This window comes from Paenibacillus sp. PSB04, assembly GCF_025809195.1.
GTDB lineage: Bacteria > Bacillota > Bacilli > Paenibacillales > Paenibacillaceae > Paenibacillus_AQ > Paenibacillus_AQ favisporus.
In genome coordinates, this window is sequence record NZ_CP081301.1 from 6,856,395 (window position 1) to 6,881,613 (window position 25,219).

Annotated in this window: 19 protein-coding genes; 3 read left to right on the forward strand and 16 right to left on the reverse strand. The window is 49.8% G+C overall.

The window, feature by feature from the left end:
- Positions 1–190 precede the first annotated feature (190 nt).
- Positions 191–1,015: a sugar phosphate isomerase/epimerase family protein gene (locus K2F33_RS31425; protein WP_089546153.1), complete on the reverse strand. Its 825-nt coding sequence runs from the start codon at positions 1,013–1,015 to the stop codon at positions 191–193.
- 98 nt (positions 1,016–1,113) lie between these two features.
- Here K2F33_RS31425 and K2F33_RS31430 point away from each other — a divergent pair, with 98 nt between their 5' ends.
- A complete protein-coding gene (locus tag K2F33_RS31430; RefSeq protein ID WP_244867553.1) occupies positions 1,114–1,947 on the forward strand; it encodes an AraC family transcriptional regulator in 834 nt (277 codons plus the stop codon).
- Positions 1,948–1,996: 49 nt separating this feature from the next.
- Here K2F33_RS31430 and K2F33_RS31435 read toward each other — a convergent pair whose 3' ends face one another.
- The 9 genes from K2F33_RS31435 to K2F33_RS31475 form a co-directional block, all read right to left on the reverse strand.
- Positions 1,997–3,370, reverse strand: coding sequence for an ABC transporter substrate-binding protein (locus K2F33_RS31435; protein WP_263880515.1), 1,374 nt, complete (start codon positions 3,368–3,370; stop codon positions 1,997–1,999).
- Between the two features lie 265 nt (positions 3,371–3,635).
- Positions 3,636–4,406 carry an alpha/beta hydrolase gene (locus tag K2F33_RS31440; protein ID WP_263880516.1) on the reverse strand — a complete coding sequence of 257 codons (771 nt, stop codon included), beginning with the start codon at positions 4,404–4,406 and terminating at the stop codon, positions 3,636–3,638.
- A gap of 64 nt (positions 4,407–4,470) precedes the next feature.
- Positions 4,471–5,769: an SGNH/GDSL hydrolase family protein gene (locus K2F33_RS31445; protein WP_318671710.1), complete on the reverse strand. Its 1,299-nt coding sequence runs from the start codon at positions 5,767–5,769 to the stop codon at positions 4,471–4,473.
- A gap of 122 nt (positions 5,770–5,891) precedes the next feature.
- Positions 5,892–7,430: a response regulator gene (locus tag K2F33_RS31450; protein ID WP_263880517.1), complete on the reverse strand. Its 1,539-nt coding sequence runs from the start codon at positions 7,428–7,430 to the stop codon at positions 5,892–5,894.
- Positions 7,423–9,243, reverse strand: a complete 1,821-nt coding sequence (locus K2F33_RS31455; protein ID WP_163877878.1) for a sensor histidine kinase — start codon at positions 9,241–9,243, stop codon at positions 7,423–7,425. Before K2F33_RS31455 ends, K2F33_RS31450 begins: the two co-directional genes overlap by 8 nt.
- 24 nt (positions 9,244–9,267) lie before the next feature.
- A complete protein-coding gene (locus K2F33_RS31460; RefSeq protein ID WP_263880518.1) occupies positions 9,268–10,806 on the reverse strand; it encodes a response regulator in 1,539 nt (512 codons plus the stop codon).
- 121 nt (positions 10,807–10,927) lie between these two features.
- Positions 10,928–11,839, reverse strand: coding sequence for a carbohydrate ABC transporter permease (locus K2F33_RS31465; protein WP_076169204.1), 912 nt, complete (start codon positions 11,837–11,839; stop codon positions 10,928–10,930).
- 14 nt (positions 11,840–11,853) lie between these two features.
- The gene (locus tag K2F33_RS31470; protein ID WP_212982941.1) at positions 11,854–12,840 is read right to left on the reverse strand and encodes an ABC transporter permease; all 987 of its coding nucleotides are present in this window, start codon (positions 12,838–12,840) and stop codon (positions 11,854–11,856) included.
- Positions 12,841–12,920: 80 nt separating this feature from the next.
- Positions 12,921–14,576 (reverse strand): ABC transporter substrate-binding protein, encoded by a 1,656-nt coding sequence (locus tag K2F33_RS31475; protein ID WP_076169206.1) that lies wholly within the window; start codon positions 14,574–14,576, stop codon positions 12,921–12,923.
- Positions 14,577–14,890: 314 nt separating this feature from the next.
- Between K2F33_RS31475 and K2F33_RS31480 the strand changes: the two genes are divergently transcribed.
- The gene (locus tag K2F33_RS31480) at positions 14,891–15,655 is read left to right on the forward strand and encodes a helix-turn-helix transcriptional regulator (protein WP_089546138.1); all 765 of its coding nucleotides are present in this window, start codon (positions 14,891–14,893) and stop codon (positions 15,653–15,655) included.
- Positions 15,656–15,673: 18 nt separating this feature from the next.
- On the opposite strand, the gene K2F33_RS31485 is transcribed toward K2F33_RS31480, so the two are convergent.
- The 6 genes from K2F33_RS31485 to K2F33_RS31510 form a co-directional block, all read right to left on the reverse strand.
- Positions 15,674–17,218, reverse strand: coding sequence for a carboxylesterase/lipase family protein (locus tag K2F33_RS31485; RefSeq protein ID WP_212982940.1), 1,545 nt, complete (start codon positions 17,216–17,218; stop codon positions 15,674–15,676).
- Positions 17,219–17,271: 53 nt separating this feature from the next.
- Positions 17,272–19,038, reverse strand: a complete 1,767-nt coding sequence (locus tag K2F33_RS31490; protein WP_089546134.1) for a type 2 periplasmic-binding domain-containing protein — start codon at positions 19,036–19,038, stop codon at positions 17,272–17,274.
- A 39-nt stretch (positions 19,039–19,077) separates the two neighbouring features.
- Complete coding sequence (locus K2F33_RS31495; protein WP_263880519.1) at positions 19,078–19,989, reverse strand: carbohydrate ABC transporter permease; 912 nt, start codon at positions 19,987–19,989, stop codon at positions 19,078–19,080.
- Positions 19,986–20,906 carry an ABC transporter permease subunit gene (locus tag K2F33_RS31500; RefSeq protein WP_076169211.1) on the reverse strand — a complete coding sequence of 307 codons (921 nt, stop codon included), beginning with the start codon at positions 20,904–20,906 and terminating at the stop codon, positions 19,986–19,988. Before K2F33_RS31500 ends, K2F33_RS31495 begins: the two co-directional genes overlap by 4 nt.
- A gap of 393 nt (positions 20,907–21,299) precedes the next feature.
- Positions 21,300–22,580 (reverse strand): glycoside hydrolase family 27 protein, encoded by a 1,281-nt coding sequence (locus K2F33_RS31505; protein ID WP_076169212.1) that lies wholly within the window; start codon positions 22,578–22,580, stop codon positions 21,300–21,302.
- Positions 22,581–22,709: 129 nt separating this feature from the next.
- Positions 22,710–23,624: a helix-turn-helix domain-containing protein gene (locus tag K2F33_RS31510; RefSeq protein WP_263880520.1), complete on the reverse strand. Its 915-nt coding sequence runs from the start codon at positions 23,622–23,624 to the stop codon at positions 22,710–22,712.
- A gap of 294 nt (positions 23,625–23,918) precedes the next feature.
- Between K2F33_RS31510 and K2F33_RS31515 the strand changes: the two genes are divergently transcribed.
- Positions 23,919–25,208 carry an ABC transporter substrate-binding protein gene (locus K2F33_RS31515; RefSeq protein ID WP_263880521.1) on the forward strand — a complete coding sequence of 430 codons (1,290 nt, stop codon included), beginning with the start codon at positions 23,919–23,921 and terminating at the stop codon, positions 25,206–25,208.
- Positions 25,209–25,219 lie beyond the last annotated feature (11 nt).

Genomic DNA, 25,219 nt, shown 5'->3' on the forward strand with positions numbered 1-25,219 from the left:
AAGCGTATCAAGACTATTATCTTGATGGCGTACGCAAACACACAACCCGCAACTTTTTACTTGCTCACCCGTTTTTTACTTTTTTGTGAAAGCGTAAACATTTTCTCTATTTATTTTAAATCAGTTTTTATGATCCCTCCTATTCATAAACTAAAGAAATACCCCCAATAAATGTAGGACTTTGCGTCAGTCAATTCCACTTCATTTCCTGCTCGGCCAGCAGTTTCTTAATTGCTTTCGCGGCTACTACGAATAGTTCAGGTTGGCTGAGCCCCGCGAGCTTTCCGGTTGCTTGCAGGTGCGGTTCCAAAGACATAAATCCGGAATATCCCGTCTGTTTCAATTGCTGGAGAAGCAGACGCAGCTGGCCGTCTCCCTCGCCGGCAGGAACCACTGAACCATTGTCCATCCGCGCGTCCTTCACATGAATATAAGAGATGTAGCCGGCGAGCAGCGGGTATGCCTCAGACATGGGGTGTACCCTGCATTGCACAAAATTTGCGGGATCAAAGGCCGCTCTCATGCCGGGCGACGAAACGGCCTCCAAAATGTCCTTGCAGCGTTCTCCGGTATCGCCGTAAATGTGGCTTTCATTCTCATGCAGCAGTACGATTCCGGCATCATTCGCCAGCTGAACGAGCCGCTTCATACGACGGAATACTTCCTCTCGGAATCTTTCATGTTCTCCCTCCGGAATATAAAACGAAAAGATGCGGACAAACTTCGCTTCAAAAAACGCTGCCAATCGTATGGCGTGCTCGGCCTTCGTAAAATGCGGATCAAAGTCCTCGGTGATCTTGATTTTTCCCAGAGGAGAGCCGATTGCAGAGACGCCGAATCCCCGCCGGGTCATCCGTTCTTTAATCTTCACCGTTTCCGCTTCGGTTAAATTCAATACATTTTTCCCCCAGACTCCCCGCAGCTCCAGATACCGAATATTTTCCGAATCGAGGACATCCAGCTGTTCTTCCAAATCCGATGAAATCTCATCCGCGAAACCAGTTAATGTAATCATGACAAAACCCCCTTCATTTGTTGAACTGAAATGAAATACTTCATCATGGATGAGTCATACAATCTCGATTTTCTCTTGAATTTTCTGGAGCGAAATCTATGATTAGCTTAAAGGAGGCGGTGTACTTGGAAATTGAGCATCATCCTCATCTTGTTCCGAATATCTTTCTGTTCATCGACCGTAGATGCTTTCCCGAGTGGACGATCCAGAAAGCGAAAATCGGCTTCCACGATCTAACGTTTGTGGTTGAAGGCATGGCGAATTACTATATTAATGGAGAAAAATTCACAGTAGAAGCAGGTGACATGATCTACGTCCCCGGGGGAAGCATCCGGGAAGCCCATACGTTCAAGGAGTCCCTCATGCACTCGTATCCGTTCAACTTTTTTTGGGCTGAACCGTATAATCATATCCATCTTCCGTTTAAAGGCGTCACCAAGAAAGTGATGACCAAGGAGATTCTGGGGTATATTCGTGAATTCAACCATGTATGGATGAGCAAGCAGCCGTTTTACCACATCCAGGCACGCGCTTTGTTCGAGCTTATCCTCCACCGTCTGCTCACCAACTATTACCGGAAAGCGCCCATGCCGATCGATCCGCGGATCAAGAAATTAACCGAATACATTTCAGAGCATTACTCGGAAAATCTCTCGATCGCCGAATTGGCGGAATGGCTGCATCTGAGCCCCGTCTATTTGGGCAGGTTATTTAAGCAGAATACCGGTACGACACTCAAGGAGTACATCAAACGCATTCGCATCAACAATGCCGAAATGATGCTGTCATCCGGTGACTTTACCGTGAAGAACGCGGCGGAAATGTGCGGGATTGACGATATTTACTATTTCAGCAAGCTGTTCAAGGAAATGAAGGGCTATCCTCCATCCGCTGCAAGGAAGCAGGCAGGGCAGAAGCACCTCCTTGAATAAGGAGTCCCCACTTCGGATATTTTCTTCGTGGGGACGGTACCTATCACCGCTACTTTTTCCAAACCTCATCAATCGAAGCCTGGAACGGCTCTTTGTATTTTCCAATGACCGTGGAAACGGAATTTCCGTCAATAATGTCTCCGACTAGCTCGTAGTAAGGCATGGAAGGATACCCGTCTTTGCCGTCGACGACGTTGATGCTTTCCCCTGCCATTTTTGCATTGTTGATGTCGTCTTCGTTCTTGAATAACGTTTCGAGTGAAGCTTGTTTCGGGTAGTCGTAGATGGACTCGATATCGTTGATTTTTTCATAAATGTAAACCAATTGCTCGGGATGTTCGACCGCCTTCGGGATCGTTAAGTAATTCGGAATCGTAAGATGGGAGTGGTACTCTGTCGCGCTGGGCCCTTTAGGGAAGGGCAGGAAGCCTATGTCCAAATCAGGCATATCCTTTTTAAATCCATCCATCTCATAATCGCTCCCTGCATACATCAGCGTGTTCCCTTGACGGAAAAATTGGCCGGGTTCGGTCCAATCACCGCCTTCGGTCGGTCTGGCGATGTTTTCCGTTGCGAGCTGGGATATGAAGTTTAAGGTTTCTTTCGTTTTCGGATCCTCCAGGTTTTGCTTATCTCCCGACACGATATTTGCGTCGTTGGCCGCCAGAGCCTGAACTAAAATGGAAGCGGAAGCGAGCCCCCAGGTGTCCAGCTTACCGTCATTATTCGTATCTTTGTTCGCCTCTTTGGCTGCCTGGATGAAGGTCTCCCAATTCCAGTCGTCTTCGTTGACGTATTCCTGCAGCGGCTTGAGGCCCAGTTTCTCCATCAAGGTCCGATTATAAAAAATACCTGATGAAGCACCGTTGATGCCTGCCCGGAACCCGTAGCCCCTGCCCTCAAACTGCGAATAATCGTTCGTGTACTGCTGAATAAATACGTTCTGATTTTTTGTGAATTCATCAATCGGGGAGAATAAATCCTGCTTCACGAGCGTTGGAATCATCCAAGGTCTGGCCATCCGGATGATGTCGCCGAGCGGCTCTCCCGCGAGCAGCGATGACGTCACTTTATTCACGTACTCGCCATAGTCGATCGTAACGTATTCCATTTTAAAGTTATGCTTCTTCATGAGTTCGTCCAGGTTCTGCTTCTTTTTAATATTGTCCGGGTTATCTTCCTTGATCGATTCGTCGTACCAAGATACCCATTTGATCGTCCGGCCACCCATGTCGAAATTCATTTCCGAAGTACCGCTCTCTTCTTTTTCGTCCGGCTTCGCGGGTGCATTCGTGCTTTCCTCAGCGGCATTTCCGCCGCTTGAATCCGTGTTGGATGCGCCTCCTCCGGAACCGCTGCTGCAAGAGGCCATCAGGATCAGAATCAAACACCAAACCAGCACCATTGACTTACGCTTCCTCATAAAATACCCCCCCTTTGGATTTCGCCGTCTCATAGGACAGCGCTTTCAAAACATGAGCTTGCACGCGTATGCCTATGCCGGTGGTTCCTGATGAACTGCAAGCACACGGATCATGTTAAATGGATTTCCGGCAAACAACCATAGATAATCTAAATGGCATTTGTAAGTTTTAAACATCATTTTTTAGCCTTCCTGAACCTGACCTGCTTTAACTAAAAAAAAGAAACCTATCCGTAAAGGAAAGGTTTCTTCCTGATCCATGATGCTAAACTCGAAACAGCAGCTGCGAGAAATGGTACAGATCGTTTTTCCAAACCGGCCAATCGTGACCGCCGCTTTCCTCGTACCAGACATGAGGAACGCCGTGCTCTGACAAATGCGAGTGCGTCCGGTCACTGATATGCTTCAGGTCATCCTGGTCTCCGCAGGATAGCCAGAGCAGTCTAAGGAGATTTGCTGCCTCTTCGGGATTCGGTACGAGCAGTTCCGGGACCTTGGTATTCGGGGCCGGAGAAAAGGCTCCTACCCAGGCAAAGCGGTCGAGATGATTCAATCCGATATTCAGCGCCTGCCCTCCGCCCATGGACAAACCGGCGATACTATAATTCTCTCTGCCTGTGAATACCGGGTATTTCGATTCCATAAAAGGAATCAGATCATGAAGCAAATCGGACTCGAAAGTCTCGAAGGCTTTCACCTTGTCGGGATCGAATATGTCTCCTTCCGCCCTGTCGTTCGGCATCGCGCGGCCATTAGGGAGTACGACGATCATGGGCTCGAGCTTGCCGTCGGCGTAAAGATTATCGAGCACGACCTGTATATTGCCGTGATTCTTCCATTCGGCTTCATCCCCGCCTATTCCGTGCAGGAGAAAGAGCACGTTATACTTCTGGTGTTCTGAGTACCCGGGTGGGGTGTATATGAACATATTGCGGTCACAGCCGACTGTTTCTGAATAATATTCCACAAGTTCGATTTGTCCGCGGCTGATATGTTCCCTATATTGGTCAAAGCCCGTTGGCGCTGTTTCTATCAATTTCTTTTCCTCCCCTGTTATGACTCACATGATTAAATAGAACTGTATCAAGTACAAACAAGCTTTACAGCACGTAACCAAACCCCAGAATCGTAAACCGTTTATGTTCGCTTCCCGCCGCCATACGGATCTCGACGGTATGCTGCCCTGATTCCGGCTCATCGTACAAAATAACCGCACTGCAGTGCGTCCAGTTCACTTCATGCGGATCAGCGGTCAGCTTGTGCTTTCCGTCCACCCGAATCTCCGCGGATCCGAAATCGCTGCTTCCCGAGTCTTTAAATACGAGAATGAGACGCTTGCTCCTGATGGTCATTGTAAAATGGCCCTCTCCCGATCCGGCTGTATGCATCCAGTTATGGGAAAATTGGGGCGTGCCATAATCGTGATCGTCCATTTCCGCGAGCTGCAGATCGGTATCGGTCTCCCGAAAACCACCGGTATCGATCTGAGCGATACGGTCACCGTTCTGACGATCCAGCAGCCGGGTGTGAACGTAATCGCTGCCGATCAACGGCGGTTTATCGGTCAGGACATCCTCCTCATCAGGTGCAGACCGTTCCGTGACTTCGAACAGCCAGTCCAGGCAATCCGCCATGATCTGATGGCCGCTATTCGTCGGATGATAGATATCATGGAAGAACTGCCTTTTGGAGATGACGCCTCCTTGGTCCCTGGCCAAACGGAACTGCTCGACGACAGCATCCTTTATGCTGACCATGGGAAGGTCGTAGTGCCACCCGACCGGAGCCAGCCGATCCTGAAGATTCCAGTCGTTCAGGAACACGCTGAACAGCAAGATCACCGCAGGCCGGCTATCGCCGCCAAGCGCCTTGAGCACCAGGCTTTCGTAACAATTGCCCCGCGTCTCATCGCCGGCGTCATTGACGGCAAACTCCACGATCACGATATCGGGATTCTCCGTACCGTCCCGGAGCACATCCCGATCATAACGTACGATTCCCAGCTCTGACGGTGTCCCGCCTACTCCCGCTTTGATCAGACGGATCGGACTGCCTTCGGAGGAGGCGAACCGCTTCCTAAAAAGATCGTACGACCTGTAGGCGTAACAATTTGCGGGAAGCGGGATAGCCCCAGCTCCATGGGTGATGGAGCCGCCGATGTAGGCGATGGTGACCGGCTCCCCTCTCTTCGCTTTTTCGATGGCCGCTTTCAATCTCTTGTTGCTGCCTCGATTCAAAAGAGATTTGGCGATCATATCACGGTAGGACTGCCCATCAAAGTCAACCGGAGGATCGATCATGTCTTCGGCAGCTTGATCATCTTCACGCCGGTTCTCCGGGTCCCGCGGGGCCGCAGGGCCGCGAGCTTCGTTCGTGGATGCAGCTGGATGGTCTGTCATGGGAAATCCCCTTTTCACTGTGATTAGGAATTTGCGTTTCGATTTATCAAACTTCATTATCCCTGCAGCGGACGGATAAACTCAATCCGCATCTCTTTACATACCCACCCGATGTTTACTGCTTACGGGGCAGAAATACCTAACCGATCTCCCGGTTGATGCCATTTTCTGTAAGCTACAGGTTTGAGAGACGTCCGCTTCTCGAATTCTCTTAAAAAATGGTGATAGTGGACATATCCGAGATCCTCTGCGATCACCCGCACCGTTTCTTCGGTGTCGCACAATCTTCTTTTGGCTTCGGCAATCCGCAGATCGTGGATGTATTCCAGAATGCCGACACCATTCTTTTTGATAAACGCCTGCCCTAAATAAACCGGATTGATAAAAAATCGTTCCGCGATCTTCTTGATCGTCAGATTCTGATGGAAATTCTCTTGCAAATAACGCTCGATTTGCACCAAGGGATGCTCGGAGTTCATTTCTTTGTAGTGCTTGACGGTTCCCATGCATAATTCTAAAAACGTGTGCAGCGACTGCTTTAACGCAGTAATGGAACCCGGCTTCGTTTTTAAAAAATGGAACACATCCCGCCATAAATCCGTGGTCCCGCCGAATTCCCTGAGCAGCTCGATACTTTTCATGACGATCTGAATGCTTGCCATATACGCCACTTCAGGAGCAGTCTTGTTATCCTTAAATGTCTCGAACAACTGATGGAGCATATCGCAAACTTTCTGCTCCTGTGATCTCTCGACAGCGATGAGCAATTCATCCAGGACAAGGGACGGAGGAAGAACGTAATTCATTTTAAGCGAGGAATCCGGGTCACCGTCAATCACCCCTCCCTCCTCCGAGCGGAAGAAGTGCTGAAGGGAAGCCTTGGCTGCCCTCATATAAGACTCAGGCAGGTCATGAAGGGTTTGAACCGAAGGACCGACGGATACGGAGCAGTCAAGGCCATGCTCCAGGAGTTCTTCGTGCACGCGTCGCGCGAGCTCTAATGGTTTACGGGCAGTATCTACGATAAGACCGGCTTGGTTGCAGTACATATCTACATATAATGCATGCCCTGACTGGGAAAACGACCGGCAAATTTCCGTTCCCTCGCATGTCAGTCCTTCAATGTGGACATACCGCCAGCCGGTGGCTTGCTGATTCATCTGATCCATCAAATGCGCAATATCCCCGTCGACTTCGGTCAGTTCTCCGCGAAGCATTCGGGAAAGGGCGATGGCCAAGACCTGTTTGGAGGTAGCTTCCTCTTGCTCTCTGGTGCGTGATTTGGCGTCAAGTTCATTAACAATCGTCGCGATCATCGCATCCCACTCAGGCTCAATGACCGGTTTGAGCATATAAAATCTCACCCCGTACCGAAGAGCCGTGCGGGCATATTCAAAGTCGCTGTACCCGCTGAGAACGACAAAGATCGGATCATAATGTTCTATGGAACGGACTCGACGTATCAATTCCAGCCCATCGATCCCCGGCATGCGAATATCGGTGACCACCAAATCTGGCAGCGTGTCCATAATCAGAGACAGGGCATCTTCGCCGTCGTCGCATGCTCCGCAGATTTGAAAACCGAGTCCTTCCCAATCGCTCAACATCTTCAGCCCCTCGAGGGCAATCGCTTCGTCATCCACAAGAAGCACGCTATACATGAATTTCACCTCCCGCTTGTGCTTGAACCTGGTTCAACGGGATTTGGATTACGATCGCCGTACGTACATAGGGATCGCTTTCAATGACAAGCTTGGCTTGACCGTCGTAGTACACTTTCAGACGCTTATACACGTTGCGCAGTCCGATATTTTTTCCGGTGTCATCGTCCGAATGAAGATTGCGGTTGATCCAATCCAGCTTGTCCTTGTTCATGCCGATCCCGTTGTCTTCCACGGTAATGATAAGGTCCTCATAGGACCGGTGGATCCCGATCCGGATCAACCGTGCTCCTTTGACCGACTGGAGTCCATGCTTGCAGGAGTTTTCCACGAGCGCTTGGATGCTCATTTTAGGGATCCGGTACTTCATCAGGCCGGGATCAACGTCCAGCTCATAGGAAAACCGGTCCTGGAACCGGAATTTTTCGATCTGGAGGTACATTTCAATGAACATCACCTCCTCCTCAATCGTCACCAGGTCATCTTTCCAGCTTAACAATCTGCGCAGGATCTGGGCCAGATTGCGAATAATATCGGTCACCTGCTCGTACTTGTATTTTTTGCAGATGACCAGCACCGCATTTAATGTATTAAATAAAAAGTGGGGGTCCACCTGGCTTTGCAAATAGTTTAATTCCGCCCTGACCCGTTCCAGCTCCAGATCCTTCTTCTGGATTTCCAGCTTGTAGACGTCGTTGATCAAATTGCGGATTTTTTCGGTCATCATGTTAAAGCTCCGCAGGAGCCCGCCGATTTCATCTTTTCCTTCGTACATATGAATCGTTTCAAAACGTTCGTAGTTCACAAGTTTCATATGCTTATACAGCTGCTTTACTCTTAGATTGTAGGAACGCAGAATGACTACAAATAAGATGGCCGGGATCAGCGTGGTGATCAGAGCCAAAATCAGGATAAAACGAAGGATATGACGAAGCTCGCCGCTGATATCTTTCCTTTCGGGTGTTCCGACCAGATTCCAGCCCTGTGTATAATTTGCCGGTCCTAATGGCCTGATAATATCCTTTATCGCTCCATCTCCGGAAGCTCCGCTCTCAACAGGGAGGCTCAACAGCTGACTGTCGCCCGCATCATCATGCGACTGATCGGATGCCAGAACGATTCTGTTTTTGTCATCGATCAGCTTTAACGTCATATAATCCCGTTCCTTGGCGAACAATTCCTTCAGACTGTCCAATCGCAGATCGATCCGCAGATACTTTGTATGCTTTAATAGTCCGGGGTAATTGTCCATTTTTCGAATGATGCTGATGTATACCTTCTTTTGATTCGGGTACATCGGGTTCGTATCCAAATACGAAGTGAGCAGCACTTTTTCTTTGCTCCCGGCGATTTTTTGATACCACTCGCTGTTCTTATCGCTGTCTTGCAAGACAAAATAGCTGTTGCCGCTTTGAATGGTCGGATTCGTCGTATATACGCCAAGCCATAAAATATAGGAATGCAGGTTACTGTACTGTCGCAGCCGATCTCTTAATACATTATCGTAATTTTCATAGTACTCATCATAATCCGCATAGTTATAATCCAGCATTTCATTTAACGTCCGGTCCGCAGCTACCGTGTTGCCGATGGCAACGCATTCATTAACCATTTGCATAAAATCATAGCCCGCCCGCTCTACCGAAATTTGCAGATTTTCCTGTTCACGGGTTTCGGCATTTTTGCTGGTCTGCAAATAGAACAGCGTATTAATGCTGATGATCGGAATAAGTACACCGAGCAGGATGATTAAAAACTTGTATCTTAAAGGGATATCGTCCATGAGAGCTGAGGTCTTCCACTTCACGTTCATGCACCTGTCTCCTGCATCATATTTTCAGCCCTTCTTATAAACCGAAGGGGATATGCCGTTGATGGCTTTAAATTTGGCCGTAAACTGATCGGTATCGGCATAACCGACACGAGCCGCAATCTCGCGAATGTTCAAGTCGGTTCGCCGAAGAAGCTTCATAGCTTCTTCAATCCGCACGGCATGATAATATTCGTTAAAGGAAATGCCGAGTTTCTTCTTGAAGCGCTGTCCCAGATAGGCCGCATTGACATGCAGAACCTCAGCGATATCCTGCAGCTTCAGTTTCTCGGGATAATGATCACGGATGAATTCTATCGCTTTCGATATGTTTTGATCCGTCTGAACCCCATCCTCTTCAGCAAACCACTCGGCCGCTTCGCGGAGCTCGGTCAGGGTTTGTTGTTCAAGGTCGCTTTGCATCGTCAACGCCGGTGAGCCAGTAAACCATCTCCTCTCCCAGTCCGCTGTGCTGCCTCCCCTTCTGCCGATTTCATGGAGGAGTTCAACCTTGATATTGGCTGCATAAGCGCTGATCCACGGTTTTGAAGCGTGGTCACCCGAAATGACGGCGAAAAACTCGTGCACACGACCTGGCAGCTCATCCACCCTGCCTTCCACAACCGCCTTTGTGAGCGATTTCATAAACGCAGAGGGAAGAAGGAGCTGCTGTTCCAGATTCTCCTCCTCATAATAGTAAACCTCTTGATGACGGTTATCGAGACGGGAAACCCCAGCGGCAACGGCTTCTTGGAAAACGGTGTTGAGAGAATACGGTCCTCTATGCTCATCGCTCACCGAGAAGGTGACATTCTCCTGATAATCATTTCTAATACATCGGATGAACCGGGTAACAAGAAGGGGAGTTAATTCCGGGCCGTCGGGGCCGGATATCAATACGTAGCCGTGCTTGTCCTGCCCAATCACGAAAGGAAGCACGGTAATATGCTCTATTTGCTGTTCGGCCAGACGGCTCAGCCGATCCAGCAGCTGACAGCCGCGAACATTTCCGTGCTCCAAAGCAGTTCCATACACGAGCATGCAGCGAATCTGCGATTCATCGCCGATGGGGAGCTGCCTAACCGCCTGCTCCAGCTCTTGCGGAGCGTATTCTCTTGTGAGAAGCTGCGAGAGCAGTTCTGTTTTGACATAGGCAGTCTCGGCTCTGCGGTACGCATCCGATTTCCGCTCGGACCGGATCTCCGAAGCTATGTTTTTCACGGCCGATTCCAACTCGCCCTCATCCAGAGGCTTGGTCAGATAGTTGCAAACGCCATATTGAATGGCTGTCTTGGCATATTGAAAATCAGCATATCCGCTTATAATAATAAATTTCGGTTGGAGAGACCCGCCCTGCACCTGCTTAATCAGCTCTAATCCATCAATGACGGGCATACGAACATCCGTAATGACCAAATCGGGATTGAGACTCTGGATTAGCTGCAAGGCGTCATCCCCATCCATAGCCGTACCACAAATCTCAAAGCCCAATTCGGTCCAGTCGACCAAAAAACACAGACCTTCCAGCATCAAGGGTTCGTCGTCGGCAAGTAAGACTTTAAGCATTTGGCATCACCGCTCCACCGATTGAATTTGCTTCATTATACACCCATGGAATAGGAGAAACCGTTCCGGCAGGCTGCCGGAACGGTACTGTTCTCGTCTGAAACGAGCACCCGAAAAATTTTTATTCTTTGACACTTCCCAAGTTCAAGCCTACCACAAAGTACCTTTGCAAAAAAGGATAAACGAATAATATCGGCATCGCGGTCACGATCGTGATTGCAGCCTGAATGGACGCCGGCGTTACCATGGCCTGGGTTTGGTTCGTATTAGCCCCTGCCATCATGGACGGATCGTTATTCGTGCTCATGGTCGATCCAAGCAGCTTCATCATTTCATACTGGAGTGAACTGAGGTTCTGTTCAGAAGAAGCGTACAGGAACGTGTCGAACCAGGAATTCCAGGAGCCTACGGCGATGAACAAGGCAATGGTCGCAAGGACGGGCGTACACAGCGGAAATACGATCCGCCAGAAAATCCGGAAATCACCGGCTCCGTCAATTTTGGCGGATTCTACCAGGCTTCCCGGGAGCGACCTGATGTACGTTCGGATCACGATCAGGTTAAATGCGCTGACCAAACCCGGCAGGATATAGACCCAGAAGCTGTTCCGCAAACCCAGGTCTTTGATTAAAAAATAGTTGGGAATCAAGCCTGCGTTGAAGTACATCGTCAATATAAACAGCATGCTTATTTTTTTGCGGAAAATATAGTGAGGCTGGGCCAATGTATAAGCCAGCATGGTCGTCAGAAAAACGCCGAGCACGGTCGAAATGACGGTACGGGACACAGAAATGAACGCGGCGTGATAGATCGTGCCCGATACGAATACCGCTTTATAATTTTGCAGGGTCCAGGTGTGCGGCCAAACGTACACGCCCCCCTTCAGTGAATCGCTTCCGTCATTAAATGAAATCGCCATCGTATGAAGAAAAGGGTACAGCGTGACAATGACAACAATCAGCATAAACAGGGTATTCAGCGTATGGAAAACGACGGGTTCCAGGCGAAACTGACTCTTGACTTCTGTTTTCATTTCCCCGTCCTCCTCTATACCAATCGTTCTTCGCCAAGACGCTTTGCGATGGAATTCGCAATAAGTACGAGTATGACGCTCACGATCGTTTTAAATATGCCTGCTGCCGTGGCAAGAGAATAATTCCCCATCGATATCCCGTACTTCAGCACGAAAATATCAATCGTTTGCGACCAGTCCACGACCAGGCCGTTTCCCAGCAAATACTGAACCTCAAATCCTGCATCCAGGATATGCCCGATATTCATAATGAGCAGGATGATAAAAGTGGACTTGATCCCGGGGAGCGTTACATACCTCATTTTATGAAACCTGCCTGCACCGTCGATGGAAGCTGCTTCGTAAAGGGACGGATCGATCGAGGTAATGGCAGCCAAATAGATAATCGTATTCCAGCCAACCTCTTTCCAAACGTTCGACAGCCCGACGATTCCCCAAAAATAGTGCCCTTTACTCAGCCACATCACGGGCTGATCAATCAGATGCAGCTTCATGAGCACGGTGTTGACGATGCCGTCATCCACAGATAAGGAAGTCGCAACAATGCCTGCCGCGATGACCCATGACAGAAAATGCGGCAGATAGGATATGGTTTGTACCGTCCTTTTAAAGAACCGCACCTTGATTTCGTTCAGCAGCAGTGCCAAGGCAATCGCCGTTACAAAACCCAAAACCAGGTTGATGAAACTCATGGCAATCGTATTTCGCAGCACCCCAAGGAAGGCATCGTCCTGGAACAGAAAACGGAACTGCTGCAGTCCAACCCAATCCTGCTTCCAGAAGGACAGGGCCGGACGATAGTTTTGAAAAGCCATCAGCCATCCCCAGACGGGGACATATGAAAAGATGATTAAGTAAATGGCAATTGGAACCGACATGAATATCAGCTGTTTTTGGGCTTTCAGGGTTTTCCAGCTCAGGCTGACACCAATTTCCGGGTCCACTCTCTTCTTCTTCTTCTTCTTGCTCTTGACCTCCCCGGTCAGCACGATTTCAGACATCTCGTTGTTCCCCTCCCTTATGTCATTTCCAATACGGGGCGGGGAATGAATTCCCCGCCCCGTTTGGATTTCTACAGCTCTTACTTGCTGCTCCAGTTCTTAATCCGCCATTGAATTTGTTCATTCATGCGGTCTTCGTAAGCCTTAATATCCAGCTTGTGGATCTGATTCACATAATCCTGCCATACACTATCAAATTCCGAAGGGGAAGCCATAATCGCTTTCGGCAAATATTTTACCGACAGGTCGTTTAATTTGGTGCTGGCTAGTTGAGCGGCCGAACCGTCCTCCAGAATGATGGTATAAGCCGGGAAATATACCGGGTTCGGGCCGGGCTCCTTGAAAAATTCCGCCCAGGTTTTATGATTGTATGCTTTCAAGATCTCTTGATCATAAGGCTTCAAGCTATCGTAAAATTCCTGCGGCTGGGTTCCGGGATCCGTCGCGTTGCCGTCACTGTAAGATCCCTGCATTTTAGGCATGTATCCAAAGAACGAATCTGCCTTGTTCGCTAATTTCCAGGTATTGTTGTCCGCATTTTTCCGCTGCTCCGGAGTCCGGTAGAACGTGCCGTCCTCTTTTACCTCATAATCTTCTCCCTTGATTCCCCATTGCAGCGTCTTCTGCCAATCCTCAGTCATCAATGCATCCATAAATTTAATGATCCGGACCGGATCTTTGGCTTTTACGGAAATACCGAATCCGCGATTGAGGTTCAACCCTCCGCGATCACGATAGTATTCCTTTGCACCGGGATACATGAGCGGAAAGCCGACGTAAGTGCTTCCAATTTTCCCTTGGGAAATCAGGGAATTCTCACCATCCTGGAAGTTCCAATGCTGATCGAACATGCCGATCACTCGCCCGCTGGCGATTTTGGCCAGGTACTGGTCATAGTTCTGCACGAAAGCTTCTTTATCCAGCAAGCCCTGCGCGTTCACTTCATTCAGCTTCTTATAGTAGGTTTTCGCGATATCCTTGTCCGCAAAAATTTGCGCCTTGTTGTTGTCCACGATCACGCCGCCGTCATTAGGGTGACCGGATAAATGCTCCGGCGCGTTCTGGAGCGGAAATACCCTCCAGTCAAAATTCAAGGTTTCAAATCCGATCATATCCGGATGCTTGGCCTTATATTTCGCGATAATATCAAAATACTCTTCCAGCGTTTTCGGCGTAGGATAGCCCATTTCTTTCAAAACATCCTTTTGCAAATAGAACCCCGGTCCCTGATAGGTCGTATCGTGAACCGAACCGGTGTACACGCCGTAGCTTGGGAGTACATAAATATGTCCGTCCTTCGGATCCTTCATTTGATTCCATACTTCCGCATAATGCTTCTTCAAATTGGGCGCATACTTCTCAATTAAATCTTCCAGCGGAATATAAGCCCCCGCATTGATCAGTTTGTCATTGCCCGAGATGAGATCCGGGTAGTCGCCGCCTGCGATCATAACGCCCAGCTTCTGCTGCAGATCCCCGACCAAAAATTCCATATTCAGACTGACGCCGGTTTTTTCTTTAATCAATTTATAAATTTTGTTGTCGGCCGTAGGCTGCTGGCCCGGGGCGTCCATAAACACAGACAGGGTAATGGGTTTCGTATCGTCCCCGCTTGATTCAGCCGTCGATCCCCCGCCGCTCGTTTTTCCTGATCCGCTGCAGCCGGATAGCAGCAGTGCCGTAGAAATCATGCCGATACACAAAATGATGAGTGAACGTTTTACCTTTTTGCGCATTTCTTTGTGCCCTCCCCTTTTTCATCTATTGTCACATATTCTCACCTGGTGATAACTAAATTATATCTTTCTAGAAATCGCTTACAATTCACAAACTCAAGATGTTCCCCCTAAAAATATAGTCGCCCAAGGTTTAACACAAACAAGCGCCCCGCGGCGAATTGACGGCAGCCGCGAGGCGCTTGTAAACGGTGGATCATCTCATGACCCGGTCACTGAGCATATTTCCTGATGCTAAGGTAGAACTCATAGGGTTTCGTTCATATTTTCCTTGTTATAGTATAGTAGAAACATCATTCCAAGGAGGGATAAGGATGGCCCGTATTCATTTTGTTGAGTATAACACGACGCACCCAAGCAACTTTGTGATCGATGTTCCCGTGGGTCATCACTGGCTTCTTGTCATCACCAAGACTCCCGCGCAGTTCTGGGTCAATGGTGCGCTGAAGGAATATCCTACGCACAGCGTTATCCTCTACCGCCCGCAGCAGAAAGTGTATTATCGGGCCTGCGCCGATCAATTCATCAATGACTGGATCCGCTTTGAATCTAATGAGCCCTATATTACGGAATCGCCGCTGCCGCTCGGAGTCCCCTTTTCCCTGGATGATCCGGACTACTGCCGCAAGCTGTTTGAACTGTTGACCATCGAACACAACTTTCATCGGGATTACAAGGCTTCGTCCATCGACTGTTTGCTGCGGACGCTGTTCAACAAGCTGTTGGAATCTTATTTTCACGAACCGATTACGCCTCAGTATTATAACTTGTTGAAGCTTCGAACCGCGATCCAGAACGATCCGGGCGATTACTGGACGATTGCGAAAATGGCCGAATATCTCGGAATCAGCCCAGGCTACCTGCAGAGCATCTACAAAAAAACCTTTAAGGTCACCTGCATGGAAGACGTCATCAACAGCCGAATCCGGTTGGCCAAAGAATATTTAATTCACAGCACCCAAAACATTGCTGAAGTCGCCTCCCGATGCGGGTATCAAAATGTGGAGCACTTCTGCAGACAGTTCAAACAGATGACAGGCTATTCGCCAAGAAAATTCCAGGAGCATAAACAAGCTTGATATCCATATCACGCCATGCTAAGCTTCTGGTTGCAGGACGGGTCTGTTCTTCTTGAAATATTGGCGCACCAGAAATTTCATGATCTCGCTCGGCTGCTCTTGGGAAAATTCAGCCTGATCCGCAAAGAGCATTCCATAAGGGGCTTCCGGGGTATAAGGCTCCCATCGCGGCAGTTCCTCTCCCGTTGCATCCAGCCCGTTCGGATCACCGTTACGGATGAAGTTCGCCCAGTAATTGCACATCTGGCGGGCCAAATCGTAATGCTTGCCGACAAACGGCCGCCAGCATTTCGCCAGCGTTTCGAAGAAAAACCAGAGATCTACCGAGTGGAAGGTGCCCGGATCATCCCAGCCGGGAATCTCGGCATCAAAATTGTAATAGTACAATGGCGTACCGGAGCCGGTCTCGGCATTGGCCTGTGCGGCGATGCGGATCGCATATTCGATGCCGCTCACCGCAGCCTTCTGCCGGCTCTCCTCCACGTTGGCCGATGGCGCGCCACACAGTTCCAGGAACGCCTCTGCGTCGTCTCCAAACATGTCTTCGGCCAGCTTCTTGAATTCTTCAGGCGTATGGACATCCGGAGTACTGAAGAACTCGGAGGACGTGTGGCCAAACATGACCGGCACATTCCAGCGCTTGTTCTCAAGGAACAATTCAAACGGATTGCCTACGCTGAACACCTGATCTGCGACGGTGCCCCAGAATCCCTTGTATTGCACAGCCTTGTCGCGGAGAGTGACGGCATCCAGCTGCCGGGCTTCCGCAAGTGAAGATACGCCAAGGTATTCAAAAAATTTCACGCCATCCTGTTCGGCCTCAGCCAAATGACTCCGAAGCGGGGGCACGCGAGTCCCCGGATACAGCTTCGTGTAGATTCCGCTTTGAATGATCGCCTTTTGAAACAGCCCCTCATTCTGAGGCGAAGTCAGCTGTGTCATCACGCTGCCGCCGCCGGCGGACTGACCGCCGATCGTGATGTTGTCCGGGTCGCCGCCGAAAGCCGCAATATTGCGCTTGACCCATCTGGTGGCCGCCTGCTGATCGAGATTGCCGAAGTTAGCCGGCGCTTCGGGCGCTTCCGCCGTAATTTCCGGATGGCATAAAAATCCGAACACATTGAGGCGGTAGTTGATCGTGACGACCACGATCCCTCTTCTGGCGATGCGTTCACCGTCGAACTCCATTTCAGCCGTATGGCCGACCTGAAGACCTCCGCCAAAATACCATACGTAGACCGGCAGCTTCTCATCGGTCCGATTAGCCGGTGTCCATACGTTCAGGTAGAGACAGTCCTCGTCCATGGCAATGTCCGGTTCCACGGCCCATTCCCGGGTATAGATATTGTTTTCGTCGATCTCCTGCCTTACCTGCATCGAGATCGGCGCGAATTCGTACGCCTTAAGCACGCCTTCCCAGTCCTGGGCGGGCTGCGGGGCACGCCACCGATTGTCGCCTACGGGTGGAGCGGCGAATGGGATTCCTTTGAAACTGGTGATTCGGGGGTCGGCTGCCGGTAGTCCCTGCACCACCCCGTTTTCAACTTGTACGATTCGAAGCATGTGTAACGTCTCCCTTCATTGTTGGAATTCAACGGCCTTCACAGCCCCTACTCTCATTTGCCGGCCGATGCCTCGGAACGCATTTGAACGATTTTTTGCGCTTTTGCCGTATCCGCAGCAAGTACATCATTCCAGCCGAGACCTGCCACATCCGTTTTCATCTTTGCCCACAGCTGGTCAAACTCCGCCTGATCCTTCGCAAACACCATTTTCCAGGATGCATTTTTTACATAGTCCGAAATCTGGCTGCGTTTATTTTTAATATCCGACGAGTCAACACCGAAGCTCGTATTAATATTCGGCACGATGTCGATCATCTTATTTTTCTGATAGTAGTCTGTTGCGTTCTTGGCGTCGTAGGTTTTTTGCCAGTCCGTGGTCAAGGCGGTCTTGTTAGCTTCTATAGTGGAACTCCAGTAATTGTTGTTATAGAATTCGCCGGTGTCCGGATCCTTGACAAAATCGCTCATGATCATGCTGTTGATCTTGCTCTGTCCGTCCTGGTATCCGCCACCTCCATATTGATCCGGTACGGGGGTGTTCTTCTGGAAAGCGGTTTGCCCTGTTTCGGTCAGCTTGAACTTGCCGTCATCCGTCTTTTCGTAATTGAACCCTTCAAAGCCGTTCGTGTAGTAGCGCAAGCCCTCGGGAGAAACCGACCAATCCAGGAATTCCATGATCCTTTCGGGATTTTTGGCCTTTGAACCGATGGCAAAAACCCTGCCGTTGCCGTAGTAGGCATCACTGGTCTGAATGATCCGGGAATCCGCGATCGGAACTGAAACGTAGCCGTCGCCGTTTTTACCCCTTTCAATGGAATTGTAGAACCCTCTTTGCCAGGAATACCATAAGAGGAGCACCTGTTTGTTGGTCAGTTTTTCAGAGACTTTGTTCCAATCCTGCGACGCGGAATCCGGATCGATCAGCCCCATCTGATTGGCCGTAAAATAAAATTGCAAAATCTTTTTGTACATGCTGTTATCATCGATGAGCGGAACGATATCGCCTTTCGCATTCAGCTGTAAGGTTGAAGTTCCGTCAGGCTGCTCATAGCCGTACCAGTTGCTCAGCCAGCGTACGTTCTCCATCCCTCCGCCATCCCAATCCTTCCACAGGGTGATCGGAACGATCGGTTTCCCGTCCGGAGTCTTGGGATATTTCTCCTGCATTTTTTTCAGTACATTCAGGAGGTCGGTCAAATTGTTCAGCTTGGGTGCCCCTACCCCCTTGTAATAATCCCAGGGCAAAATGGGGCTGGAATAAGGCTGGTCTTCCGAGAAGGTCGTTGGCGAAGTATCGGCTGTAAACGTCGGTAACGCATAAATTTTGCCGTCCGGATTCACTTTATCGAAAGCTTCGTTGAAAGGTTTAAAGTGATTATCCACATACTGGGACAAGTACTTGGTGTTCTTGACCTTATCCGTCAAGTCCATAATGAGACCGGCCGGGATGAGCTCTTCCAGCTGACTGTTATCGATGATCAGGAGATCCCCCAAATTTCCTGCTGCCGACCTCGTCTTGTATAACTGATCCCCGGCAACCTGCGGAGCAAGGATGTTCAGCGTCAGATTAAACTTGTCTTTAAGCAGCTTGCCATACCATCCGGTCTGCTCGCCCTGGTAATTCGCCGCGTTATCGAACACCGTAATCGTCAGCGGCTTGCTGTGATCGATGGCTGTGTTATTCTCGGAAGTCTTTGTATCGGTACCCGGCTCCTCATTGGATCCGCTTCCACAGCCGGCCAGCCCGACCGAGGCGATGAAGAGGCAAGCGAACAATAGCATGACCGATTTTTTTGCTGCTTTCTTGCTTTTACTCATTGACCATCCTCCTAATCCATTTTTAATCCCATGCGAAAATCACCCTTTGACCGCCCCGATCATAATTCCCTTGACGAAAAACCTCTGGAAGATCGGGTAGACGAGCAATATGGGGGCAACGACGATAATGGTAACGGTCATGCGAATGGAAGTCGTGGTTTGCTCTGTGGCTAGACTGGCTATGGCCGTCGAACCGGCATTTTGCAGGTTAACCATGGTCGATAATGAGCTCGCCTGATTGATATAGTTATAGAGAATAAATTGCAGCGTGTATAATTTGCTGTCCGTAACGAGCAGCAGCGTATCCTGAAAAGAGTTCCACTGATCCACTGCAGTAAATATCGCGACCGTCGCCAGGATCGGCTTGCTTATCGGCAATATGATCCTGAAGAAGATCATCATCGTGCCCGCCCCGTCGATGCTTGCCGCCTGCTGCAATTCCTTCGGCGTCGATTCCACGAAGGTCTTGACCAGAATGATGAAGAACGGGGCTACGATCGTCGGCAGAATGTATGCCAAAAAATTGTTGGTCAGATGCAGGGAACGCATGGTGAGATACCACGGAATAATGCCGGCGTTAAAGAACATGGTGATCACGGTGAACCGGTACCAGAATCTTCTCCCCCACATATCCTCTTGGGAGAACATGAATCCCAAAAAGGCGGAGGCCCCTACGGTCAGCAGAGTTCCGATCACGGTTCTGCCCAGGGAGATCAAAGCCGCATTCCCCAATCCCGGTATTTTAAAAACGTCCAAATAGTTCTGGAAATGGATGTGCCGCGGATAAAAGACGACGTCCCCCCGGGCACTGATATCGTTTGCGCTTATCGTATTAATGATGATGGAGTAAAACGGATAGACGCACACGCAAGCAAACAGGGAAAAAAGGACGTAGATCACTACGGTGATCATTTTGTCGGTCGGGCTTACCTGAACTGCAGCTTTTCTCATACGATACTCTCTCCTCTTAACAATTTGGAGAATCCGTTTACCGAAAAGAGAAGAACAACACTAATCAAACTCTTCAGCATACTGATGGCGACCGATACGGAGTAGCTGCCGCCCCCCATCGCCAAGTTATAAACATACAGGTCCAGAACTTGTATATTTTCCTTGTTGAATGCATTCTGGAATACGAAATATTGCTCCAAGCCATTATTCAGAAAGCTGGCGATCTGCAGCATCAGCAGAACAAAATACGTCGGGAGCATGCTCGGCAGGATGACGTTCCATATCACCTGCATTCTCGTTGCCCCGTCCACATGGGCCGCCTCATAAAGGGAATCATCAATTCCCGTAATCGCCGCTATGTACAAGATGGCGGACCAGCCTAACGTTTTCCAGATCGTCCACAGCCACATGGTGATCCAGACATGATCGGAGTTCTGAAGGAATAAAATCGGGGAATCGATCAGTCCCAGCTGCTTCAACAGGCCGTTGACGATGCCTTCGCTGGAAAACATGGAAAACGCCAAAGAATATACCAGTACCCAGCTGATAAAATTCGGCAGGGTCGTTACCGTCTGCACAAACTTCCGGAACCGCACGGCCTTTATTTCGTTCAGGAATATGGCAAAAATCATGGGGAGCCAGGAGAACAGCAGTCCCAATCCACTCATCCCGAACGTGTTCTTGATGACCTGGAGCAGCTGGTCGATCTTGACCTGGTTTTCGATCAAGGAACGAAACCACTGTAAGCCGACAAACGGAGATTTGGACAACGGAATCGGCGGCGAGTAGTCGAAGAATGCATAGACCCATCCGTATAGCGGATAGTAGGCAAAGACAGCAAGCAAAAGCATGAACGGAAGTATGTAGAGGAATTTCCTGAAAGATATGCCTTTCGTGCTGTACTCTCGTATGCGCATCGTGTCACCTTCCCTAAAGATTCGTAGATTTGACGGGGAACCACAATATCACTCCCAGCCAATCATTCGAAAACGCTTTCAATAATAAGCAAAAAACGCTCTGACCCCATCCATTTCTCCAATCACAATGGTCTCATCTGTTTTTTCGGAACACCTCCATACATTCTCTCAAGATATCATTGTATCTCTATATGACTTGCACTAAATTTAAAAAAATTGTAAATGACTCCCCTGATTTAAACAATGATCTATACCAACATCTAATTGATATATCGTCACATCGGGCAGCCAGGGCCGTACAGAGCTTTATGAATTAGCTCATCTTAACAAAAAGGAAGCCTATCTATAAAAGATAGACTTCCTCTGATCATGTCTGCATCAACAAAAGGGTTGTTATTCCGCTATAAGCCGGAACAAAGAAGCTCCATGCGGCGGAACGGCAGAAGCCAATGTGCCGCCCAGCTCCCTGCGCTCCTCTCCGGTCCACAAATTTCGCGCATGCGCCGAGCCGGAAATGCCCAGCTCAGCCAGCGACACGGAAACTTCGGCAGCCTCCTCGCCGGTATTGAACAGCGCGGCGTAACGCTCGCCATGAGGACCCTCAGCAGCCCATATCACTCGGCCTTCGCTCCGGCTCACCTGGCGGGCGCCGAAGCTGTGCTGATGCATGTCCAGCACGTCCCGGTTTGTCAGCAGCGATAACGTCCACTCGTCGTTGTCGCGCATCTCCCCGCCGAACATAAGCGGCGAGCGGAAGATCGTCCACAGCGTCATCATCGTCAGCTGCTCGTCACGCGTAAAGTTCGTCATCCGGTCGGGATGACTGCACCGGACGCCGATGCGGCCCAGCGGGAGCATGTCGCAATCCGGCCAGCAGCCGGGCTTCGGCCGTCCCTGCCAGGTTTCGCAGCGGTCGAACATATCAAGCAGCAGCGGCCAGCGGTCCCAGAAATCGTCGGTCATCCGCCACATGTTGGCATGGGTTTCAAGGAAATCGGCATGCTTCACAGGTGCGGGTCCCGGCGACAGGCTCAGCACCATCGGCCGGCCCGCATGGTCGATCGCCTTGCGGATCAGCTCTATTTCCGCCAAATGCGGCCCTCCGTGCAGCCAAGAATCCGCAATGTCATCCACCTTGACGTAATCGACGCCCCATTCGGCGTACAGCTCAAACAAGGAATGATAGTATTCCTGAGCCCCTTTCTTGCCCGCGTCGACGCCATACATGTCCGTGTTCCACCCGCAGAAAGAGCAGGTATGGGCGATATCCCGGGCCGTAACGTTCGTGCCCTTGATCGGCGTATTATCATGTACGGCCTGCCGTGGAATGCCGCGCATGATATGGATGCCGAATTTTAGTCCAAGGCTATGTACGTAATCCGCCAGCGGCTTAAAGCCCTGGCCTCCCTCCGCAGACGGAAAGCGGTTCACTGCTGGAATGAGGCGCGAGTAACCGTCGGTTTCCAGCCGGACGAAGGGCCTGTACAGGTCTGAGACCGCTCCCGGCTCGTACCACTGAATATCGACGACAATGTATTCCCAGCCGTAATCCTTTAAATGGCGTGCCATATATTCGGCATTGCCCCGAACTTCCGCTTCCGTAACGGTTGCGCCGTAACAATCCCAGCTGTTCCATCCCATAGGGGGTGTTGGTGCAAACGAATGATGCTGCATGACATTCCTCCCGAATTGATTTCGTATCATAAAATTGCTTTTACGCCTCCTATATTACGTCCGGGAAGAACAACGTTTCCATAGTAATCTTTCTTCTATTACAGCAAAATATTGCGGTTTATTCGCCGACTAATCAGAAAAACGTCTATCGACGTTATAATCTTCAAAAAACATCCGGCTGAACGTCAGCTGCCCCTCTTCGGAGCGGAAGCCCCCGGGTGTCAGCCCGGTCATCTTGCGGAACACCTTGATCAGGTAACTGCCGCCGGAATATCCGACCTGCTCCGCGATCTGTTCAACGCTCATATCCGTCTGCCGGAGCAGCCGCATCGCTTGTTCAATGCGGACCCGGTTTAAATATTCGCTCGGCGTCTGGCCGACCGCAGCCGCAAACGTGCGCAGCAAATGGTATTTGGACCACCCGAGCCGGTCCGACAGCTGATCCAGGCTGATCATCGAACGGTAATTCGCATCCATATACTCGGCGGCCTGGCGCACTTTCTCCGGCCAGTTCCGTCGCTCGTCCTGCGGCGCTACCGCATACCGGCACAGCTCAGAAATGAAAGAGTATACACAGGAAGAGGCTGTGTAAGGGTCGGTAATTCGGCCGTGACCCGCCTGATCCCAAATCTCCAGCAGCGCGCGGACAGGCCGGCTTGTGGGCGGCAAGTAGGGAGCCTCTCCCAACCGCAGCTTTGCTTCCTCCCAATTCGGCAGGATGAGCGATGGCCGCATCAGAATAAACACGAAGGACCAATGTGACCCATCCGCCGGAAAATAGTAGCGGTGATCACCCGGGATTTCGGCCATAATTGCCCGTCCCTGATCGATCTGGTACGTCTCCGTCCCCGACTCGAACATGCCCTCGCCCTCCAGCGTGTACTGGAACAGCAGCAGCGGACCGTCCTTCCGCTCCTCCCCGTCCCATCGGTACGACGGATGCCTAATCTCGTCCCGCCCGACCGCAAACAATTCGCACAACGCCAGGTGCGAAGGCGCCGTGAAACGAAAGCCGTATGTGCCTGTCTCCGTACCGGATGCCATGCGCTTCCCTCCTGTTCAAGCATAATCTTTATATGATATGGCTTAGTTATAACTATAATCCTTCACCGTTCATGCGCATATAGAAAAAGACCGCTGCACTGGAGGCTTCCCCTCCATTTCCAATGCTATATTCTTCAAAAAAATAAATTAGTCAAAAGGTAAAAATATCTAATGTTTCACGCAAGGAATCATTTGAAAATCACGATAGATTATCCTAAGATATTAAATATCATTAAATCCTAGTGGTTTACACGGATTTATTCTATTTAATTCATAGGGGAGTGACAAACGGATATGAACAAAATTTATGCACCCATCCTCATTTTTACGGTTATGCTCACACTTCTTCTTTCCGGGTGCGGAGCCGGAAATTCAGCCAGCGATTCGTCCAACGAATCAGGGTCCGCCTCCGGCAATGTCACGCTGACATACGGACTGTGGGATCAAGTCCAACAGCCGGCCATGGAGAAAATTATCGCGAAATTCGAGGAACAGCATCCGGATATCCATGTTGAGATCAAGTTAACCCCATGGAATGAATACTGGACCAAATTGGAAACGGCAGCTACCGGAGGCAACCTTCCCGATGTATTTTGGATTAACGGAGCAAGTTTGCCGAAGTATGCATCCAACAATCAACTGCTGAATCTGGACGACTACGCGAAAGACACAAGCCTCGATTTCGGGAATTATCCTCAGGGCCTCGTCGACATTTATACATACGATGGCAAACATTACGGGGTACCCAAAGACATGGACGCTATCGGTTTATGGTACAACAAAAGTTTATTCGATCAAGCAGGCATCCCTTATCCGGATGAAACATGGGATTGGAACAAGGCCGCCCTGGCCGCTCAGAAATTAACTGATCCGGCCAATGGCATATGGGGGCTTCCCGCTCAGTTCCAGGGACAAACAGGATATTACAATACAATACTTGAGGCCGGGGGTGGATTCTATACGGATGACGGAAAGAAATCCTTGTACGATTCTCCGGAGAGCATTCGCGGCCTCCAGCTTCAGACCGATCTGATTCACAAGTATAAGGTTTCTCCAACGCTTGCCCAAATGACGGATACGTCGCCCAAAGATCTGTTTAAATCCGGAAAAGTAGCCATGCTGATAGATGGATCTTGGAATGTCAAAGATTTTGCCACCAATGAGTATACCAAGAACAATGTCGATGTTGCTCTTCTACCTAAAGATAAGTTGAGAACAAGCGTCATTCATGGGCTGGCTAATGTAGGTGCAGCTAATACGAAGCATCCTAAAGAAGTCATCGAATTCCTTGATTTCCTGGGTTCCAAAGAATCTGCCGATATCCAAGGGGAAGACGGAACCGCACTGCCTGCATTTCATGGCGGACAGGAATTGTGGCTCAAATCGGTACCCCAGTTCCACCTGCAGAACTTGCTGGATATGGCTAACGCTGCAAAAGCATTACCGCGCGGACCGCAAAATGCCAAGCTCGACGGTTTGGAAGAAGAGTACCTGAAAAGTGCTTATACAGGTGAATCCACTCCTGAAGAAGCCGCCAAAGCGTATGCCAAAGCTTTGAACGAAGCCATCGCATCCAATCCATAACGTCATTGCAT